Below are 17,601 nucleotides of genomic sequence, written 5' to 3' on the forward strand. Positions count from 1 at the left end.
CTCTTAAGCCGCTGCCATTTGCTGCTTTTAACGCGATCTAGCGGGCTGCATCCTGCCGCTTGTCGTGCACCACGGTGCCGGCCGTCAGCACCCGCAACACCCGGATCGCCTCCTCGCCATCGGTCCGCGGCGTTTCCCGCGTGTTGATGCAATGGATGAAATGCTCGAGCTCGCGCGTCAGCGGAAGCCCTTCGCCAACCGCGATATAGCTGGGTTCATTGGCGGTAAACGCCCAATGTCCGCTGTCTTGCCACACCGCATGACGATAAACCGCCAGCTTGCGCGACCACACCTCGCCATCGTCAAACACCGCCATCGCCTTGGTGCCAACAACCGTCAAACGCCGCTCCCGGTAGGGGTTGAGCCTTGAAGCGAACAAATGGCTCCGTACCCCGCTGGCAAACCGCATATGAACATGAGCGAAGTCGCTGAGATGATCCAGCAACGCCGCCCCCTCGCCGCGAACCTCGACCGGCTCCTCGCCGGTGATCGCCAGGATCATCGAAAGGTCGTGCGGCGCCAGATCCCACAAGGCATCGTTTTCGGTATGGAACTTGCCGAGACCGAGACGGTGCGAATGTATGTACTTGATTTCGCCCAGTTCTCCGGCCTTGATCAGCGCCATCAGCTGCTCGAAAGCGGGATGAAACCGCAACACATGGCCGACCATGAACACCCGGCCATGCTCATGCGCAGCCGCCACGGCGCGCTCTGCATCCGGCACCGTCAGCGCAATCGGCTTCTCGACCAGCACATCCTTGCCCGCCTGAACCGCGCGGATGGCGTTCTCGGCATGATACTGCGGCGGCAAGGCCATCACCACGGCATCGACATCGGAGCGCTCGAACAACTCGGCCGGATCGATCGCCAGGCAATCCTGCTCAACCGCAAACCCTTCCGCCCGCGCCGGATTGGCATCAGCCACGGCATGCAACGCGCCGAGCGACTTCAGGGTCCGAATATGGTTGGAGCCCCAATAGCCGCAGCCAAGCACAGCGATACGCGGTTTCATGATGATCGATCTGCCTGCACTTGGAACAAGAAGTTGCCAACGAAAGAACATCGCCGGCACAGCGAAACTGTCTGTCCCGGACATATTCGCCCGCTCCCCCGAACTCAACCCCGCAGGGACGCACCTTTGAGCCGCAAGGGGTCACAAAAACATACCGTCAGCGCAGATTGTTGATGAAATTCGGTCAGATAGGGGGCTGCATCACCCATCGCGATCCGCTTGATCATCAATGTCCAACGCAAAACGCTGTAAACCCCACCTCTTCGCTTGACACCCAGCAAGCTGCCGCCCTATATCCCGCCCGTCTTCGCGGGCAGCGGCCTTATGAACCGCAGCATCAAACCGCGCGTGGCGGAGTAGCTCAGTTGGTTAGAGCAGAGGAATCATAATCCTTGTGTCGGGGGTTCGAATCCCTCCTCCGCTACCACTCCGTTAAGCTAGCAAAAACAAACACTTAGGCTTGGACAGGGGTTCAGTCGACTGTGTGACATCTCGCATGATTGTACGCGGAGATGTTGTGGCCCGAATTTCCTATCTCATGCGCCGTGAAGGCCGCTATTACGTACAGGCGCGACTCGCGCCTCACGTGGCGATGGTTGCGGGGCGTTCCCTTTATAGAGCCTCGTTGAGGACCGCCGACTACCGTCAGGCTCGCCAGCGCCTCGTCGAATGCATGAGTTGGGTGACCCGCATGAACGACACCGTCGACTACGTCAGCCTCTTTCAGAAGAACGTCGGCCAGCTGCAGGTATATCTCTTTGATGCCTTGCCGAAGAATGCTTCATCGCCCGCCGGAACTACAAGAATTTGCTGCAGAACATGGTTCGTTGCGCAGTTTCGAGTTGAAGCTTTCGCAGTAGCTCTTTTTACCAGAGGCTTGCCGGCTCGATAAACGCAGTCGTTGCACCGATGGTTGGAGCCATCTTCCGCACGGCCTCGGCGATGAACTTCGGCTTATTAACGTAGCAAACATGGGCCGATACGCCGAGCGCGAAAGTCAGGTTCTTGTATCTAACGAGCAGATAGCTGCTCCTACTTTAGTAGATTGTCAGACGCTCATCCTACTCCTTATCAGCGTAGAACTGTCGTTTTAGATAAGTTTACCGCCTCTTGCCTCTTGCACGTGCGGGACGAGGACGATCTTGCCGATGGTCGCACCCGTTTCCATGGCCATATGCGCTTGGCGGGCGTTTTCGACAGTCAGTCCTGCAAGTGTTTGGTTGCGTGTGGTTTGCAGCGCTCCTTCTGCCAGCAACATCCCGAGCTGCGTCAGCACTTGCCCTTGCGTGCTCATATCCGTCGTTTGCATGAGCGCTTTCACGAACACGCCTTCGAATGCGATGCGAAGCGCTTTTTCGCGCAACGGCATGATATCGAGGCTTTTCGGCTGATCGATAAGGCCGATCGTGCCGAACGGCTTTATGCACTGAATGATCTCGGGCAGGTGAGCCTCTGTGTGCGACAAGCAGGCGACGAAATCCACGCCCTGATGATCAAGCTTTGCAAGCGCTTTCGACAGCCGCTCACGATGGGAAATCACGTAATGCGCGCCCATCTTTTTGCACCAGTGGCCACTTTCCGGCCGAGATGCCGTGGCAATCACGGTCATGTCCGTAAAGGCGCGCAGAAGCTGAATTGCAATGGAGCCAACACCACCGGCGCCGTTGATAACCAGAACGCTGCCGTTCTCAGCACCTTCAGGTATCCCCATCCGCTGAAACAAGAGCTCATGGGCGGTGAGCGCCGTCATGGGCAAGGCTGCCGCATCTACAAAAGAAACAGCATCAGGCAATTTGCCGACGATGCGCTCATCCACAAGCGTGTATTCTGCAAAGGTGCCGGGGCGGTTTACCTGTCCGGGATGGAACACGCGGTCGCCAAGCTTGAAGCCGGTGACGTCAGCCCCCCAGCCCCACTACCTCGCCCGCCGCTTCAAATCCGAGGATGCGCGGTGCTTCAGCACTTGCCTTGCCCCCGACGCGCAACTTGACGTCGATGGGATTAACGGCGGTGGCGTGAACCCTGACCAGCAGATCACGTGGACTGGGCTGCGGCAGGGGCAGGGTGATGGTAACAAGCGCGTCCTGTTCATCGAGGCTGCGCGGCCCAGGGTGACCCACAGCCGTCATTTGCGTCGGCAGGCTTGCTGCAAAGTGTGGCTGCTTCAAGAGATCATCCATCAGCCGGACCTCAATTGATCAGGGACGGTAGGAAGGTGACGATCTGCGGAAACAGGACTAGCAGGGCAAGAACGATGAAGTCGCCGACAAGAAAGGCCGAAACGCCCCTGAACCCGTCTTCCACGCGCCCGTTGGCTGCGCCCGCTGCCACGAAAACATTCATTCCGAGTGGCGGTGTCACAAGCCCCATCTCGGCCGTCTTTGTTACGACCACGCCGAACCAGATCGGTTCGTAGCCGAGCGACTGCACGAGTGGGAACACCAGCGGCAGGGTCAGGATGATGATGGCGAGTTGGTCGATAAAGAAGCCGAGCACGATGTAGAACAAGAGGATAATCAACAAGATGCCCCAGGGCGGAAGGGGCAGATCGCCGACCATGGTGATCAAGGCTTGAGGCACCTGCGTGATTGTAAGGAAATAGCCGAACACCATCGCCCCGATAATGATGGCAAAGATCATGGCAGTCGTGCGCAAGGTTGCGTCAAAAGCCTCGTAGCCGCCTTTCCAGCGCAAGCCGCCAAATGCCACCGACAGTATCAGGGCGCCGGCCGCACCAACCGCAGCTGCTTCCGTGGCGGTGATGGCGCCGGAGTAAATCCCACCCAGCACCAGAAACACCAGCACGATCGCCGGCCACACGCGCGGCAGCGTGCTCATCCGCTCCGACCAGCTATGCCGCTCGGTTGCAGGCGCGATCTCGGGGTTGCGCTTGACCTTGTAGATGATGGTCAGGATGTAGGCGAGCGTGGTCAGGATACCCGGCAGGATACCGGCCAGAAACAGCTTGCCGATCGACGTCTCGGTAAGCACGCCATAGATGATCAGCGGCAGGCTCGGCGGGATCATGATCGACAAGGTTCCGCCCACGGCGATGACGCCCAGCGAAAAGCTTTCATTGTAGCCGTAGCGGCGCATCTCTGGCATCGAGATGCGAGACATTGCTGCAGCCGCGGCGGTTGATGATCCAGACAAAACGGCAAAGCCCACATTGGCGGCGATTGCAGCCAATGCCAAGCCGCCGCGAATATGGCCCATCCACATATAACAGGCGCGATACAGATCGCGCACGATGGTGCCGCGCGCCAACAACTCCGCCATGAGAATAAACAGCGGCACGGTAGACAAAAGAAAGTTTGCGGAGGACCGATAGGGCGTGGTTTGCAGAATGCCCAGCATCGGGCCGAAGCCGACCTGAAGATAGAGCCCGAGCGCGCCGCTGACGGCGAGCGCAAAGGCAATCGGCATGCCGAAAACAATCAGCGCCACCAGAAGAACAACGATACCGCCGGCGATCATGACTGGATCCCCTCGGGAGTATGAGAAACCGCAGCCATCGAATGACCGCGGGCGGCATCAAAAGCATCAAGCAGGAGGCGCAGGGTGAAGACACTCGCGCCAAAGGCGGCGATCAACCAGCTTGGGCCGGTGGGAATGGAAAACACGCCGGTAGTCCAGCGACCGGCCGCGATGTTGTTGTAGCCAGAGCGGAACGCCATGTAGGCAATGCAGCCGAACACAAACGCGGCGGCGAGAAGGTAAAGAACTTCCAGCACGCGGCGCACGGGCAGCGGCAGCTTTTCCAGCACCATTTCCACGCGCACATGGCCGCGCCGTCGCTGCGTCTGGGCAAAGCCTAGAAAGACGATCGCTACCATGAGATACAGTTCGCTGACCTCGTAAACGCCGGAGATGGGCTCGCTGAAGAGATAACGGCCGCCTGAATCTGCGGTTACCAGAAGCATCAAGGAGGCAAGTGCCAGCAGTCCGAACCAACCAAAAAGGTTCTCCACAGCGGCTAGAACGCGTCTTACCATCTTCGTGGCCTTTCAAGCGAGAAGGATCACCGGCCGCACATGCAGCGGCCGGTTGCCAAGCCTTACTGTGTTGCCAGCTCGGTCCAGCGATCGAAGATTTTCTTGCCAGGCTGATTGCGGCCATCGAGATCGCTTACCCAATTGTCCCAGATTGGCTCCAGTCGTTCCTGCCACTTCTGCAGCTCGGCATCCGAGATCTGGTAATAGCCGCCACCGTTCTGCTTCAAAGCTTCGCCAAACTCGTTATGACGCTCGTTGTCGGCCTGGATCACCGGCGGCACGACTTCGCGAGCCGTGTCCATCATGATGGTCTGGATGTCTTCAGGCAGTCCCTGCCAGACATCTTCGTTGATTACATACAGAACAGGAAAAAGGCCTAGATTGACGTTGTCAGTCGACCATTTCAGCTGTTCCTGGATCTTGTAACCGGCGGCCGTCGGAGTATTGAACAGCGAACCGTCGATCGTGCCGCGTTGCAGCGCCGGGTACAGATCAGGTGCGGGAATGGCGACAGGCACCGCGCCCAATGCAGCGACGCTTCGCTCCTGGACACCGCCGGACGAGCGGATCTTCTTGCCCTTCAAACCGTCCAAGGTCTCGATCTTGTCGCCGCGCAGCATCAGCTGGTAGGGCGCAGTCGCCAGCGTGCGGATCGCGCGCACGTTTTGCGGCAGGAGTTCAGCCTCGTTCAGTTCATTGAGCGCCAACTCGTTGAACGCGTCATTGAGCTTCTGCGGATCTGTGATGTTGCCGATCAAGGGCAATGCAATCACCGTCGATAACGGCAAGCGATCCGACAGATACAAGGGAGCGGCATAAACGATATCGGCCAGGCGGTTTTCAGCCGCGTCCAGGAGATCCGCCGATTTCGCCAGCTGCTCGGCCGGAAAATAGCTGAACGCTACGCGGCCGTCCGTTCGTTTTGTTACCAGATCAAGCCAGGCCTTGGTGTTGATGGAATAAGGGTGCGTTGTTGGAAAGCTGTCGGCCACGCGCAACGTAAACTCCTGCGCTTGCGCGCTGAAGGCAACGAGGGCCATCGGCAACGCCGCAAGGCCAAGAAACAGGTGCTTCATTTTCATCAAGGTTTCCTCCCTTTAAATGATTTCAGCCGCCTTTTGCCACGAAGCGGCGAACAGCTGCCTTGTGGTCTTCGCCGGCGGTCACGACGGCGTAGTTCGACGAAATAAGATCGAGATTGGTGCGCAGGTCGTTGCGCATGCCCCCCAGCACGGCGCGCTTGATCATACGCACGGTCTGGATCGGCGCTTTTGCAATGCGCTGTGCAAGCTTCAGGGTTTCATCCGCAAGCTGCTCGTCGTCAACGACGCGGTTGACCATCCCAATCCGCAAGGCTTCCTCGGCATCAATGAAATCGCCCGTCCAGAACAGTTCCAGCGCCTTGGCTGTGCCAACCAGGCGCGGCAGGAAATGCGCGCCACCCGCACCTGGCACAAGGCCGACATTCACGTAGGTTTCGGCAAAACGCGCCGAGCGTGCCGAAACGCGAAGGTCGCACATCAGAGCCATGTCGAGGCCAGCGCCCGTTGCCGCTCCGTTCAAGGCGGCAATCACCGGCTTGTCCAGATCTTCCAAAGCCAGCGGGATCCGCTCGATGCGCTCAAACAGTTCCGCCTTGCGCTGTGCAGGCTGTTGTTCGAGGCGCTCTTCCATTTCCACGATGTCGCCGCCCGAACAAAAGGCCTTGCCCTTGCCAGTGACGATCAGGACCTTCACCGCATCATCGGTGCGGGCCGACACAAGCGCTTCACGCCATTGGTCGATCATGTCGAAGGTAAAGGCGTTCATCCGTTCCGGGCGGTCGAGCGTGATCGTGCCGATGCCGTTCTCGACGGTGTAGGTCAGATTGCCGGACATTGCTTTTCCTCCTCCTGATCGGGCGCGAATAGATCGCCCCTCGTGATGCCGACCGAGCGCAGCACCTCCTCCGTGTGCTGGCCAAGACGGGGCGCATGATGGCGCAGTTCAAAGGCCGAACCGCTGAAGGAAACGGGGCTGCGCACCAGCTTGTAACCGCCCTCGGTTGGATGCTCGGCGGTGCCGAACAGCCCGACCGCCTGAATATGCGGATCATCGGGCAGATCCTCGAGCGCCAGAACGGGCATGCACGGGATGTTGGCTTCATCGCAAAACGCGACCCATTCGGCCGTCGTGCGTTTGGGCGCTTCGTCCTCGATCACCTCATACAGGACGTCAATATGCTGGACACGCTCCGACAGCTTGGCAAAGCGGGGATCTGTCTTCAGGTCATCGCGGCCAACAAAGTCGTAGAAACGATGCCAGTTGCGATCGCTGTAAGGCAGGATGCAGCAGTGGCCGTCAGCCGTGCGAAAAGGTTTGCGGCGCGGCGACAATATCCGGGCAAAGCCGGGATTGCCGAGCTTGGGCTCGAAGGCAAAGCCACCGAAATGCTCCAGCAACATGAACTCGATGGAGGTTTCAAACATCGGCACTTCGATGTCCTGTCCGCCGGCGCCGCGCTCGCGGGCAAACAGGGCGCCCATCACCGCATAAGCGATCGCCTGGCCAGCCAGCTTGTCGCACATCACGGTTGGCGTAAAAGCCGGCGTGCCTGTTATGCGCCCGGCCATGGCAGCAATGCCTGAACCAGCCTGGATAATGTCGTCATAGGCGGCCTTGTCTGCATAAGGTCCATCGGCCGAAAAGCCGTAAGCGCCGCAAAAGATGATGTCGGGCTTCAAGGAGCGCACGCGTTTGGCACCATAACCAAGCCGCTCGATGGAGCCGGGCCGCAGCGCATGAAGAAACACGTCGGCCGTGGCGATCAGCCGGTCAAGCGCATCGCGATCCTCATCCTTGTTGAGGTCAAGCATAACGGACCGCTTGTTGCGGTTGAGGTGCAGAAACACGCCGCTCATGCCGGCATTGCGCGAAGGCTGGTAAGCGCGAAGGCTGTCGCCTTCCGGGCTTTCGATCTTGATGACGTCGGCGCCCATATCTGCCATGATATGGGTTGCAAACGGACCCATGATCACGTTGGTGAGGTCGATCACGCGTATGCCGCTGAGCGGGCCACGAAATGCGGGTTGGTGGTTTTCTTGGATCATCGCCTTGCGCCTCAGCTGGTCGCAGCAACCAGGCTGGGCCACAGCGCGGCACCGCCGCGCTTGCACACCGCTTGGCCGATCCATTCCGCCCAGTAAGCGTCCGAGCCGAACTCGTCGCGCCACGACCACAGGCGGCGGGTATAGAAGTGCAGGCTGTGTTCCTGGGTGATTCCCATTGCGGCGTGAACCTGATGCGTCACCCGCGCCACCAGACTGGCCGCCTCCCCGGTTCGCACCTTGGCAAGGGCCGCACGCACAACGAAATCCTCCTTGCCCCAGGCCTGTGCCGCGTTGTCCGCGATGGCGCTGGCGGAAGCGACCTGCACAGCGGCGTCGGCCAGCATGTGCTGAACAGCCTGAAAGGCGGCAATCGGTCGGCCGAACTGCTTGCGTTCGGTGGCATGTGCAACGCCTAGATCAAGCGCCCGACGCATCGCGCCGCTCATCTGCACGGCACGCAACAAAGCGCCAACGGCTGCCAATCCTTCGTCGCCCAGCCACTGCGGCCTTTCCACAGAACGGCCGTCACCTTGCAGATGTAGGGCATCACGCGGTTCCCCAGCAAGGTTGCGTCCGGCTTCGCCCGTTATTTGGTCGCGCTCGAACACGCGCCAGCCGTTGTTGTTCTCCACCAGAACACGCGAACACGCTTGCCCATACGGCACGCGAGATGCCTGACCGGCTTGTCCATGCGCGAGGCTTGCCGGTCCCTCCGATGCTTCGTTCAACAAGGCGGCAACCAACATGGTTTCGCCAAGCGGCAGCGGCACGGCATAATAGGCAGCCGAACGAATGAGTTCGAAGGCTTGAACAGGATCAAGCGCGATGCCGCCGGCTTCCTCAAGCAACAAGGCGAGCGGCAGCCCCGCTTCTCCCACCTGCGCCCACAGGGTCGCCTGAAAGTCACCATTGTCGGCGGCGGTCAGCTGGTCGCGTGTCACCGTTCCTTCAAACAAACGCTGCGCTTGTTCGTTGATGATGCCGGCCATGTCGTTGTCAGCCATGTCCATGCGGTGCCTCCTTAAATTCTTTCGCCGCTCAGCGCAGGCCGAGGCCGCGCGCGATCATGCTTTTGAGGATTTCGCGCGTGCCTCCACGCAGACTGAAGGACGGCGCGCGCAGCACGGTTTCAGCCAAGGCTCCGACATAACGGTCATCAGACAGGAGCGTCGGTTCAGTTGGTGCGATCGTGCGGGCGATTTCCGGCAGCGATTGCTCAAAGGTCGTACCCATTTCCTTGACCAGGGCGGCCTGTACCGTCGGCTGCTCGCCCTTGTCGAGAAGGCCTGCAACAGACACCGACATTCGGCGAAGCGAGGCGAGCTGCGCCACCATCCGGCCGATCGCCTGAGCCTGGCCGCGATCAGGTTCAGGGCCGATCTCGTCCACCAGCGTTGCCAGCAGCTGGTAATCGGACAGGAAGCGATCAGGCCCGGAGCGCTCGAAAGCCAGCTCGCCGGTTACCATGGTCCAGCCCTCGCCTTCGTTGCCGACCATCATGTCGTCGGGCACGAAGCAGTTGTCGAAGAAGACTTCGTTGAACTCGTGATTGCCGGCCATGTCGCTGATGCCGCGCACATCAATGCCGTCGCTGTCGAGAGCGACAATGAACTGGGTCAAGCCGCCATGGCGATCGGGGCCCGCATCGCCGGTGCGCGCCAGCACGATCATATAAGTCACCTGATGTGCGTTGGTGGTCCAGATCTTCTGGCCATCGATGCGCCAGCCACCATCCACCTTGCTTGCTTTCGTGCGCACGGCAGCGAGGTCGGATCCTGCATTGGGCTCGCTCATGCCGATGCCGAAAAAGCATTCGCCCCGAGCGATGCGCGGCAGGATCTCGTCGCGGGCACGCTGCGAGCCGTGGCGCAGGATCTGCGGCCCGGATTGGCGGTCGGCGATCCAATGAGCCCCGCATGGCGAGCCGGCGGCGAGCAGTTCTTCCGTTATGACCAGACGGGTGAGCGTTGAAGCGTCCTTTCCGCCGTACCGTTCTGGCCATGTGACGCCAATGAAGCCCGCCTCGCCTAGGCGACGGCTGAAATCACGGTCGAAGCTGGTCCAGCTGCAGCGATGCGGCTTGAAGCGGCCGGCGTCCAGCTCGGCTTGAAGGAAAGCACGGATGTCGTGACGGGCTTGTTCTGCCGCAGCTGGCAAAACAACGTTCTGGAAATCGAATGTTCCCACCGAGGCTCCTCCCAAAGTGGTTCATGTCCTAGGAGTAGGCACCGTTGACGAGAGCCGCGCAACATGAAATCACATATGCGCACCATCATATCACATACATGATTTTGGCTTTTGAATGACTGACCGACCAGCCTTGCCGGCGACAGAGATCGTGAAAGGCATTCCGACCGCTCCCAATCCGCAGCGGCTAGGTGATGGACCATCGGTAAAGTCTGCCATTCGCGTGTTGCAGATCTTCGAGTTCTTCCTGGAAGTGCGCCGCCCTGCGCGGGCGCAGGAGATTGCGAGGGCTATCAGCATGCCGCAATCATCGACTTCCGTTTTGCTGCGTTCCTTAGCTCATGCCGGCTATCTCGAGCTCAATGATGAAGATCGGACTTTCCTGCCCACGCCGCGCGTCGCACTTCTGGGCGCATGGCTTGATGGCGGGCCCATTCGCGACGGTCGGCTGATCGGCAGCCTTGAGCTCTTGTCTCAGGAAGTGGACACCGGCATCTTCGTGGCGACGCGTATCGGCCTGTTTTCTCAATATATCTACGTTTTGCCGGCCCGTGCTGCCTTGCGGTTCCATATCCCGATCGGCTCGCGACGCCTTCTCGTGAATTCCGCAACGGGCTTTGCGCTGCTTGCCAAGGCGCCGAACTCCGAAATCGCTGCGCTTGTGCGTCGAACAAACGCGGAAATTCCCGATGTCACGATCGATCCGGCTCATACTCTGCAGCAGGTCGAAGAGGTGCGGCGCAGCGGGTACGCGTTTTCGCGCGGCTATGTCACACGCGGCGCTGGCGCGATCGCCATGCCTCTGCCCGAAGGGATCGACCGCAGCGGCCGTGCCCTTGTCGTAAGCGTCGCCGGGATGCTCGATGATTTCGAGGAACGTGAAGCGGAGTTGGTGGAAGCGTTGCGGCGTGCTGTTGAGCGGCTGCGGCTGCGGATATAGGATTTACTACGCATAAAGCGGAACAATCCGCTTCTCGCAAAATGCAACACTTGCTCCTATGACTGGAATGGCGCGCAAAGCTGCCTCAAATCAAATCCTTTCACCGCGTGATTTTGGTTCCCCAAGCCAAGATGCTGTTGTTATCTGACACGCTCAAGGTAGACATTACATCTGGCAGGTGCTTGGCTGCAGTCTCAGGAGAGAAGAGCTTTCCAGCAGGAACGTCACGCTGAACAGGTCGGCTGAGATCAGTTGCCAAGGTACCAGGATGCAGCGCAACACATGCCATTCCGTATGGTGCGTACGGCGAGCGTTTCCACGATCAGGTTGAGCGCAGGTTACGAAGCACGATAGCCATACCAGCCGCCCAGCCGATTATCGCTTATGCCGCCGACTTTCCTGATCAGTTCCAACAGGAAGCCTTGCGTTGCTCATCAGGCTCCAACGACTCAGCTAATCGCTGGAGTCTAGTTTGAACGCGCAGCAAGGCTTCGTAGACACGTTCAAACACCCGCAAAATGATCGGGATACGGGCGAGGAAGCCGAGTGGCCCAGAAGCGGTCAGGCTCACCACATCGCTGCAATGGCCGCGGCACCTGAGAGTGCTTCACCGTTCTCCCAGGCGTAAAATCTTGCAAGCAATCGGCCCGCGCAGCAGGGCGGTTCTCACCTCCTGAGTTGCGAGCGGACTGAGGCTCAGGGCTTAAATAATACCGATCCGCTTGCCCTCGTGAGGCACTGTTCGGAAACTACCTCATCTTCCCAGTCGAAACGCAGACAGATTATACTTCGGGCTCCGTTCCTGCACCAGATCTGCGATAACCTCTGCCATCCCGGGACCGATGCCGAAGCCATGCCCGCTCATACCTGTGGCAATCGTGACGCCATTGATTGGTGCTCGGTCCACTAGCGGCAGCAGGTCCGGCATCGTGTCGATCATTCCTGCCCAGGTCGACCGCACCTGCGGCTTGCCCACGACAGGAAAAGCGGCAGCAAAGGAGGCGAGCACCTTGTTCAGTTCCGTCTCGTTTGGTCGCGGATGCAGGATGCGGCATCGTTCAAACGGTGATTGCTCATCCGGTGTCCAGCGGCGCCTGGTGCCCCACGCATCGGGGTAAGTTTTCGGTGCAAACAGGCTGAAGTGCGTGCTCCTGAAATCATCCCGCAGTTGCGGAAGGTAGGCAGACAGGTTGCGGAAGGCGTCCGGGCCGATGAAGAAGTCGTGCGTCGACCAGGGCGTCAGCGTATAACCGCCATCGGCCCGGCGGCGAATGGCGAAGCGATCGTCACAGGCGGCGGCCGGGAAGAACGCTTGCATGGCCTGCGTGCTGATCACTGAAGACACTACTCCGAGCTGCGGGATGCGGATGCCGTGATTGGCAAGCAGCAGCGAGCTCCACACGCCCGCCGCAACCACCACCCGCTCACACCGCACGCGGCCATGCTCGGTGAAAACGCCCTGCACCTTGCCGCCTGCGATATCAAGCGAGCGCACTGCGCAGTCTTCCCGAATGATTACACCGCTTTCAACCGCCGCATGCGCCAGCACGGGCACCGCAACAAACGGCTCGGCCATTGCGTCTGAAGGCGTGGTCATAGCACCCACCCAGTTGGCGCTGTTGGGAAGCATCGCTTCGGTTTCGCGCCGCGTCAGAAGACGCGTGTCCACGCCGTATGCGCGCGCGCCCGCCAGCCATTTTTCATGCTCCGCGAGCTTGGCCTCGTTGCGCGCGAGATAGGTGATGCCTGACTGTTTGAAGCCGATGCCCGTACGCAGCTTTTCGTCGAGCGCTTTCCAGATCCGAATTGTATCGACCATGATCGGCAGTTCGGCATAGTCGCGCCCTTGCTGCCGTATCCAGCCCCAGTTGCGGCTGGATTGTTCGCCCGCCACGCGGCCCTTCTCGCAAACGAGAACCGACAGCCCCTTTTTTCTGAGCGCCCAGGCGGTCATGACCCCGATAATCCCGCCACCTATGATGGCAACATCCACCGCTTCGGGAAGCGGTCCGGCGAAATCGGCTGTGTTGGTGAGGGCGATCGGGAAGCTGGACATCTGGGATCAAAATCTCGAAGCACGGTAAGGGTAGAGATCGATGGCAGATGGCCTTTCCGCCACAAGATCGGCGACCAGCCATGCGGTCATGGCTGACAGCGTCACGCCGAGGTGCCCGTGGCCAAAGGCGTAGACCACGTTGGGCGTCTTGGTCGCCCGGCCTAGCACCGGCAGACTGTCAGGCGTCGAGGGCCTGTAACCCATCCATCGTTCGCACGGCTTCCAGTCGGCCAAGGCCGGCAAGACCTGGAACGCTTTCGGCACGAGCGCATCGATGCGGCTGTAATCGGGCGCAGCCACCAATCCGGCCAATTCGTCGCCGCTGACGAGGCGCACGCCATTGTGCATCGGCGAAAGAACGAAGTTGCGGCTGGGGAACACAACCGGGCGGCGCAGCAATTGCTCGGATCCCGGACCAAAGCTGATGTGGTAGCCGCGTTCGGTATCGAGGCTGACGCGATCGCCAAGCTGCTTGGCAAAGACACCAGACCAAGCGCCGGCGGCAACGATCACGCGGTCGAACCCTCGCTCGCTCCCTTCAACCTGCAGAGTCGCGCCGTTGTTTTGCGGCGTGATACGGTGAACCCGAGCGCGCTCCACCTGCGCGCCTCGTCTTGACGCCGCACCCAGATAGGCCTGCGCCAGTGCCTTCGGGAAACGCACAGTGCCGGCACTGGGCTGAAACAGGCCGCGATAGCACGCAGCGGGATCGAGGCCAGGTTGAAGTTCCAGTATCTGGCCCCCATCCAGGATGTCGTGAACCACGCCGTGGTGCTCGATCAGCCGTCGCTCGAGCGCCGACCCCGCGAACTCTTTTTCCGATGCATAGACCTTCAGCCAGCCCTCCTGCGACAGCAGGTTTGCAGCACCAGAGTTGCCCGCAAGGTCGCGATGCGCTTGGAGAGCCTTGGACACCAAGGGCAGCAGGGCGCGCGCGATGCGCTCGACCTCGGCCGGTGTGCCATGGCGGATGAACCGCAGCAGCCATGGCAGCGCCTTGAGCGCATGATGCCTTCTCAGAACCGCCGGTGAGTGCCGCGACAGGAGATAACTTGGCAGCGATCGAACGACAGCCGGCGTCGATGTCGGCGTGATCGATCCGGTGACGATCGCGCCGGCATTGCCAGAGGAGGTCCCCGCACCCGGCTCGTTCGGGTCGAATACCGTCACCGCGTGCCCTTCGCGACTCAGCGCAAAAGCAATGGCACAGCCAACGATCCCTGCGCCGATGATCGCAATGGAACGCGGTTCGCCGGCAAGCAGGCAGTGGGGCATGACAGCCATCCCTGGACCTCCGAGGATCTGCGCGATCTAGTGGTGCAGAACCTTGCTCAGGAAGTCTCGGGTTCGATCATGCGTCGGATTGCCGAAGAAGCTGGCAGGCTCGCCACTTTCCACGATCGCACCCTGATCCATGAACACCACGCGATGCGCCACCTTGCGGGCAAAGCCCATTTCGTGGGTCACCACCATCATCGTCATGCCTTCCTTGGCAAGGCTGACCATGACATCGAGCACTTCAGTGATCATTTCCGGATCGAGCGCCGAAGTCGGCTCATCGAACAGCATGATCTTTGGCTGCATGCAAAGCGACCGCGCAATCGCCACGCGCTGCTGTTGTCCACCGGACAGCTGGCTCGGATAGTTGTTCATGCGATCGGCCAGTCCGACCTTGGCAAGCAGGGCTTCGCCCCGCTCCACCGCTTCAGTCTTGGAAAGCCCGCGCACATGAATCGGCGCCAGCGTTACATTCTCGAGCGCCGTCTTGTGCGGATAAAGGTTGAACTGCTGAAAAACGAAGCCGACTTCCATCCGCAGGTCGCGCAAGGCGACACCCTTCGCCCCAAGATCGACGCCGTCCACTGTCAGACTGCCCTTTTGGAACGGCTCCAACCCGTTGACGCAGCGGATCAGCGTGCTTTTGCCCGAGCCCGACGGGCCGCAAACAACCACAACCTCGCCCTTGGCGACGTCAAGATCAATATCCTTCAGGACGTGTAGGGCATTGCCAAACCATTTGTTCAGGCCTTGAAACCGGATCATGAGCAAGTCCAATGGGTCAAGCGTGACTGAAGGAGCGTCCAAGCGGCAGGCAGCACGAACGCTACAGCAGCGAGGATTGGTTGCGGCGCTCCATGCGACGCGCCAGGAAGATCATGGGATAGCAGATGATGAAGTAGCCGACGCCCACGACGCCGAAGATCAGCAGTCCGTTGGGGATGTTCTGCACGATCATCCAGCCCGAGCGCGTCAGATCCATGATGCCGATGGCGGAGATCACCGACGAATCCTTCACAAGGAGGATAAACTGCCCCACGAGCGACGGGCGCACGATGCGCAGCGCTTGCGGCAGGATTATCAATCGCAGTTGCTGCCAATGGCGAAAGCCGGAAGACAGCGCTGCTTCGCTCTGACCGCGTGGAACGGCCTTGATGCCGGACGCAACGATTTCACCGATGAAGCAGGCCGAGAGGTTCGACAGAGCAAGCACGCCCGCCGAGAACGCCGACAGTTCGATGCCGACGCTCGGCAGGATAAAAAAGCAGATAAACACCTGCACAAGAAACGGTGTGCCGCGAAACAGGTCGATGTAAAGGCCGACCACGAAGGACAGCCAGCGAATGCGCCCTGCCCGGATGATGCCGAACAACAGCCCGATCACGCCGCCGATCAGCAGCGAAATGAGGGACAATGACACCGTCATGCCCAAGCCTTTGAGCAGAAGCGGCCAGTAGTTCAGCAAGCGTTCGACTTGAAACCAGAACATGGGCAGCTCCTAGGCCTGTCCGGGCAGTCGGTTGAAGCGAGACCACAAGGCGGCCAAAGCCTTGAGCATGTAGTAGATGATAAGGAAGCCGGCAGCGGTCGCGGCGAGGCCTTCAACCGGCATGAAGCGGTCGAGCGCGATCTGCTGGCCGACACGTGCAAGTTCCACGACCGAGATCAGCGACAAAAGCGAGCTGTCTTTTACCAGCACGATTGCCTGTCCGATCAGCGGCGACACGGTCGGTCGGATTGCCTGCGGCAGGATGATGAAGCGCATGCGCTGGAGATACGTGAGGCCCGAACTCATCGAAGCCTCGAACTGCCCGCGCGGAACGGCCAGGATGCCAGACCGGATGATCTCGGCGACATAGGCGCCGGAGTTCAACGCCAGAGCGACGATGCCGATTAGGATCTCGGGCAACAGGATGCCGAGACGCGGCAGGCCGAAATACAGGAAGTAGAGTTGGGCCAGCAGCGGCGTTGCGCGAATGACGTCGACATAAGCGACGGCTGGCGCGCGAAGCCAGCGTAGCGGCTGGATCGTCAGGGCGCAGGCAATGATCCCAAGGATCATGGCGCCCGCGAACCCCAGGCCGGACATCATCAGTGTGTTCAGGAATCCCTGCCACAGCGCAGGAAAGTACTCGAAGATGACCCTGATATTGAGGTTGCCCAGCATAGCTCACCAGATGTGCGGTCGTTCCAGACGGCAGTGCGGGCAAACACCCGCACCACCTGTTCGATCTTAGTGATCGGCCTGCCACTTGGCCGAATTGACCCAGTAATCCAGGTTCGCCTTCAAACGACCGTCCCCTTGAACCGTATCGAGGAACAGGTTCGCCCAGATCAGCAGGTCCTGCGAGTCATAGCGCACGGCGTAAGCGAGCGGCTCGGAGGTCAGCATCTCGGGAAACACGTTGAACGTGTTTTCGGGATAGTTGAGGATCTGGGCCGAGACCGCGGTGTTGTCGTTGACGCCGCACTGGGCCTGCCCTGATGCAACGGCATCGAGCACAACTGTGCCGCCGCCCTTGAACGACTTCATTTCGCCGTCTGGGAAGAAGGTCGGCACGCTCTTTTCGGCGGTCGAACCCAGGATAACCGCAATGGTCGTGCCGGGCTTCTTGCAGTCTTCAAGGCTCTTGAAGTCGCTGCCCTGCGTGGTGAAGCCAACGGCGCCGACATGGATCCATGGCTTGGTAAAGGCCACCTTGGTCGCGCGCGTCAGCGTAGCCGTCATATCAGCGGCCAGTATGTCGGCCTTGCCGGACATCAAGGCCGGGATGAGACCATCCCAATCAAAGTCGAGATAGGTGACCTTAACGCCCATTTCCTTGGCCATGAGCTCGGTCAGCTGAATGGCGCTGCCGGTGCGCTCGCCATTCTTGTCCATGAACGAGTAGGGAGGGCCCTGCGTTTGAACCGCAACGCGCAGCTCGCCGCGTGCCAGGATGTCGTCGAGCGTTCCGGCCTGCGCGTTAGTGGTCGCGGTCGTTGTTCCTGCCAAAGCAACAAACAGTGCCGACAGAACAAATGTCTTGAAATTCCCTGTCATC

At 60.1% G+C, this 17,601-nt stretch carries 18 protein-coding genes, 1 tRNA gene and 1 pseudogene; 4 read left to right on the plus strand and 16 right to left on the minus strand.

Annotated elements, in window-relative coordinates; genetic code table 11:
• Window positions 1–37 precede the first annotated feature (37 nt).
• Window positions 38–1,012, minus strand: a complete 975-nt coding sequence (locus JYU29_RS10580) for a Gfo/Idh/MocA family protein (protein ID WP_213984758.1) — start codon at window positions 1,010–1,012, stop codon at window positions 38–40.
• Window positions 1,013–1,362: 350 nt separating this feature from the next.
• Between JYU29_RS10580 and JYU29_RS10585 the strand changes: the two genes are divergently transcribed.
• The 3 genes and pseudogenes from JYU29_RS10585 (at window position 1,363) to JYU29_RS18515 (ending at window position 1,904) form a co-directional block, all read left to right on the plus strand.
• Window positions 1,363–1,439: transfer RNA gene (locus tag JYU29_RS10585), tRNA-Met, on the plus strand.
• Between the two features lie 111 nt (window positions 1,440–1,550).
• Window positions 1,551–1,664, plus strand: a pseudogene (locus tag JYU29_RS18510) (hypothetical protein); the annotation flags it as partial.
• A 39-nt stretch (window positions 1,665–1,703) separates the two neighbouring features.
• Window positions 1,704–1,904, plus strand: coding sequence for a hypothetical protein (locus JYU29_RS18515; protein WP_213984759.1), 201 nt, complete (start codon window positions 1,704–1,706; stop codon window positions 1,902–1,904).
• Window positions 1,905–2,102: 198 nt separating this feature from the next.
• Here the strand turns inward: JYU29_RS18515 and JYU29_RS10595 are convergent, their stop codons facing one another.
• The 9 genes from JYU29_RS10595 to JYU29_RS10635 form a co-directional block, all read right to left on the minus strand.
• Entirely contained in the window at window positions 2,103–2,882 is a 780-nt protein-coding gene (locus JYU29_RS10595; RefSeq protein ID WP_213984760.1) for a zinc-binding dehydrogenase, read from the minus strand.
• A 28-nt stretch (window positions 2,883–2,910) separates the two neighbouring features.
• A complete protein-coding gene (locus JYU29_RS10600; RefSeq protein ID WP_213984761.1) occupies window positions 2,911–3,192 on the minus strand; it encodes an alcohol dehydrogenase catalytic domain-containing protein in 282 nt (93 codons plus the stop codon).
• A gap of 10 nt (window positions 3,193–3,202) precedes the next feature.
• Entirely contained in the window at window positions 3,203–4,489 is a 1,287-nt protein-coding gene (locus tag JYU29_RS10605) for a TRAP transporter large permease (protein WP_213984762.1), read from the minus strand.
• Window positions 4,486–5,007 (minus strand): TRAP transporter small permease, encoded by a 522-nt coding sequence (locus JYU29_RS10610; protein ID WP_213984763.1) that lies wholly within the window; start codon window positions 5,005–5,007, stop codon window positions 4,486–4,488. The genes JYU29_RS10605 and JYU29_RS10610 overlap by 4 nt, the downstream gene beginning before the upstream one ends.
• Before the next feature lie 62 nt (window positions 5,008–5,069).
• A complete protein-coding gene (locus JYU29_RS10615; RefSeq protein ID WP_213984764.1) occupies window positions 5,070–6,089 on the minus strand; it encodes a TRAP transporter substrate-binding protein in 1,020 nt (339 codons plus the stop codon).
• A gap of 25 nt (window positions 6,090–6,114) precedes the next feature.
• Window positions 6,115–6,885 (minus strand): enoyl-CoA hydratase/isomerase family protein, encoded by a 771-nt coding sequence (locus JYU29_RS10620; RefSeq protein WP_213984765.1) that lies wholly within the window; start codon window positions 6,883–6,885, stop codon window positions 6,115–6,117.
• Window positions 6,870–8,096, minus strand: a complete 1,227-nt coding sequence (locus JYU29_RS10625; protein ID WP_213984766.1) for a CaiB/BaiF CoA transferase family protein — start codon at window positions 8,094–8,096, stop codon at window positions 6,870–6,872. Before JYU29_RS10625 ends, JYU29_RS10620 begins: the two co-directional genes overlap by 16 nt.
• A gap of 11 nt (window positions 8,097–8,107) precedes the next feature.
• Window positions 8,108–9,106: an acyl-CoA dehydrogenase family protein gene (locus tag JYU29_RS10630; protein WP_213984767.1), complete on the minus strand. Its 999-nt coding sequence runs from the start codon at window positions 9,104–9,106 to the stop codon at window positions 8,108–8,110.
• 28 nt (window positions 9,107–9,134) lie between these two features.
• Window positions 9,135–10,283, minus strand: a complete 1,149-nt coding sequence (locus JYU29_RS10635) for an acyl-CoA dehydrogenase family protein (protein WP_213984768.1) — start codon at window positions 10,281–10,283, stop codon at window positions 9,135–9,137.
• Window positions 10,284–10,398: 115 nt separating this feature from the next.
• On the opposite strand from JYU29_RS10635, the gene JYU29_RS10640 reads away from it, so the two are divergent.
• Complete coding sequence (locus JYU29_RS10640; protein WP_213984769.1) at window positions 10,399–11,223, plus strand: IclR family transcriptional regulator; 825 nt, start codon at window positions 10,399–10,401, stop codon at window positions 11,221–11,223.
• 754 nt (window positions 11,224–11,977) lie between these two features.
• On the opposite strand, the gene JYU29_RS10645 is transcribed toward JYU29_RS10640, so the two are convergent.
• From JYU29_RS10645 to JYU29_RS10670, 6 genes are all read right to left on the minus strand, one after another.
• Window positions 11,978–13,279 carry an NAD(P)/FAD-dependent oxidoreductase gene (locus tag JYU29_RS10645; RefSeq protein WP_213984770.1) on the minus strand — a complete coding sequence of 434 codons (1,302 nt, stop codon included), beginning with the start codon at window positions 13,277–13,279 and terminating at the stop codon, window positions 11,978–11,980.
• 6 nt (window positions 13,280–13,285) lie between these two features.
• Window positions 13,286–14,563: an NAD(P)/FAD-dependent oxidoreductase gene (locus JYU29_RS10650; protein WP_213984771.1), complete on the minus strand. Its 1,278-nt coding sequence runs from the start codon at window positions 14,561–14,563 to the stop codon at window positions 13,286–13,288.
• Window positions 14,564–14,590: 27 nt separating this feature from the next.
• Window positions 14,591–15,322 (minus strand): amino acid ABC transporter ATP-binding protein, encoded by a 732-nt coding sequence (locus tag JYU29_RS10655; RefSeq protein ID WP_213984772.1) that lies wholly within the window; start codon window positions 15,320–15,322, stop codon window positions 14,591–14,593.
• A 61-nt stretch (window positions 15,323–15,383) separates the two neighbouring features.
• On the minus strand, window positions 15,384–16,046 hold the full coding sequence (locus tag JYU29_RS10660; RefSeq protein WP_213984773.1) for an amino acid ABC transporter permease: 663 nt from the start codon (window positions 16,044–16,046) through the stop codon (window positions 15,384–15,386).
• Window positions 16,047–16,055: 9 nt separating this feature from the next.
• Entirely contained in the window at window positions 16,056–16,724 is a 669-nt protein-coding gene (locus JYU29_RS10665) for an amino acid ABC transporter permease (protein ID WP_213984774.1), read from the minus strand.
• 66 nt (window positions 16,725–16,790) lie between these two features.
• Window positions 16,791–17,600, minus strand: a complete 810-nt coding sequence (locus tag JYU29_RS10670) for an ABC transporter substrate-binding protein (RefSeq protein WP_213984775.1) — start codon at window positions 17,598–17,600, stop codon at window positions 16,791–16,793.
• Window position 17,601: the final 1 nt, after the last annotated feature.

The organism is Tianweitania aestuarii, from assembly GCF_018457165.1.
Classification (GTDB): domain Bacteria; phylum Pseudomonadota; class Alphaproteobacteria; order Rhizobiales; family Rhizobiaceae; genus Tianweitania; species Tianweitania aestuarii.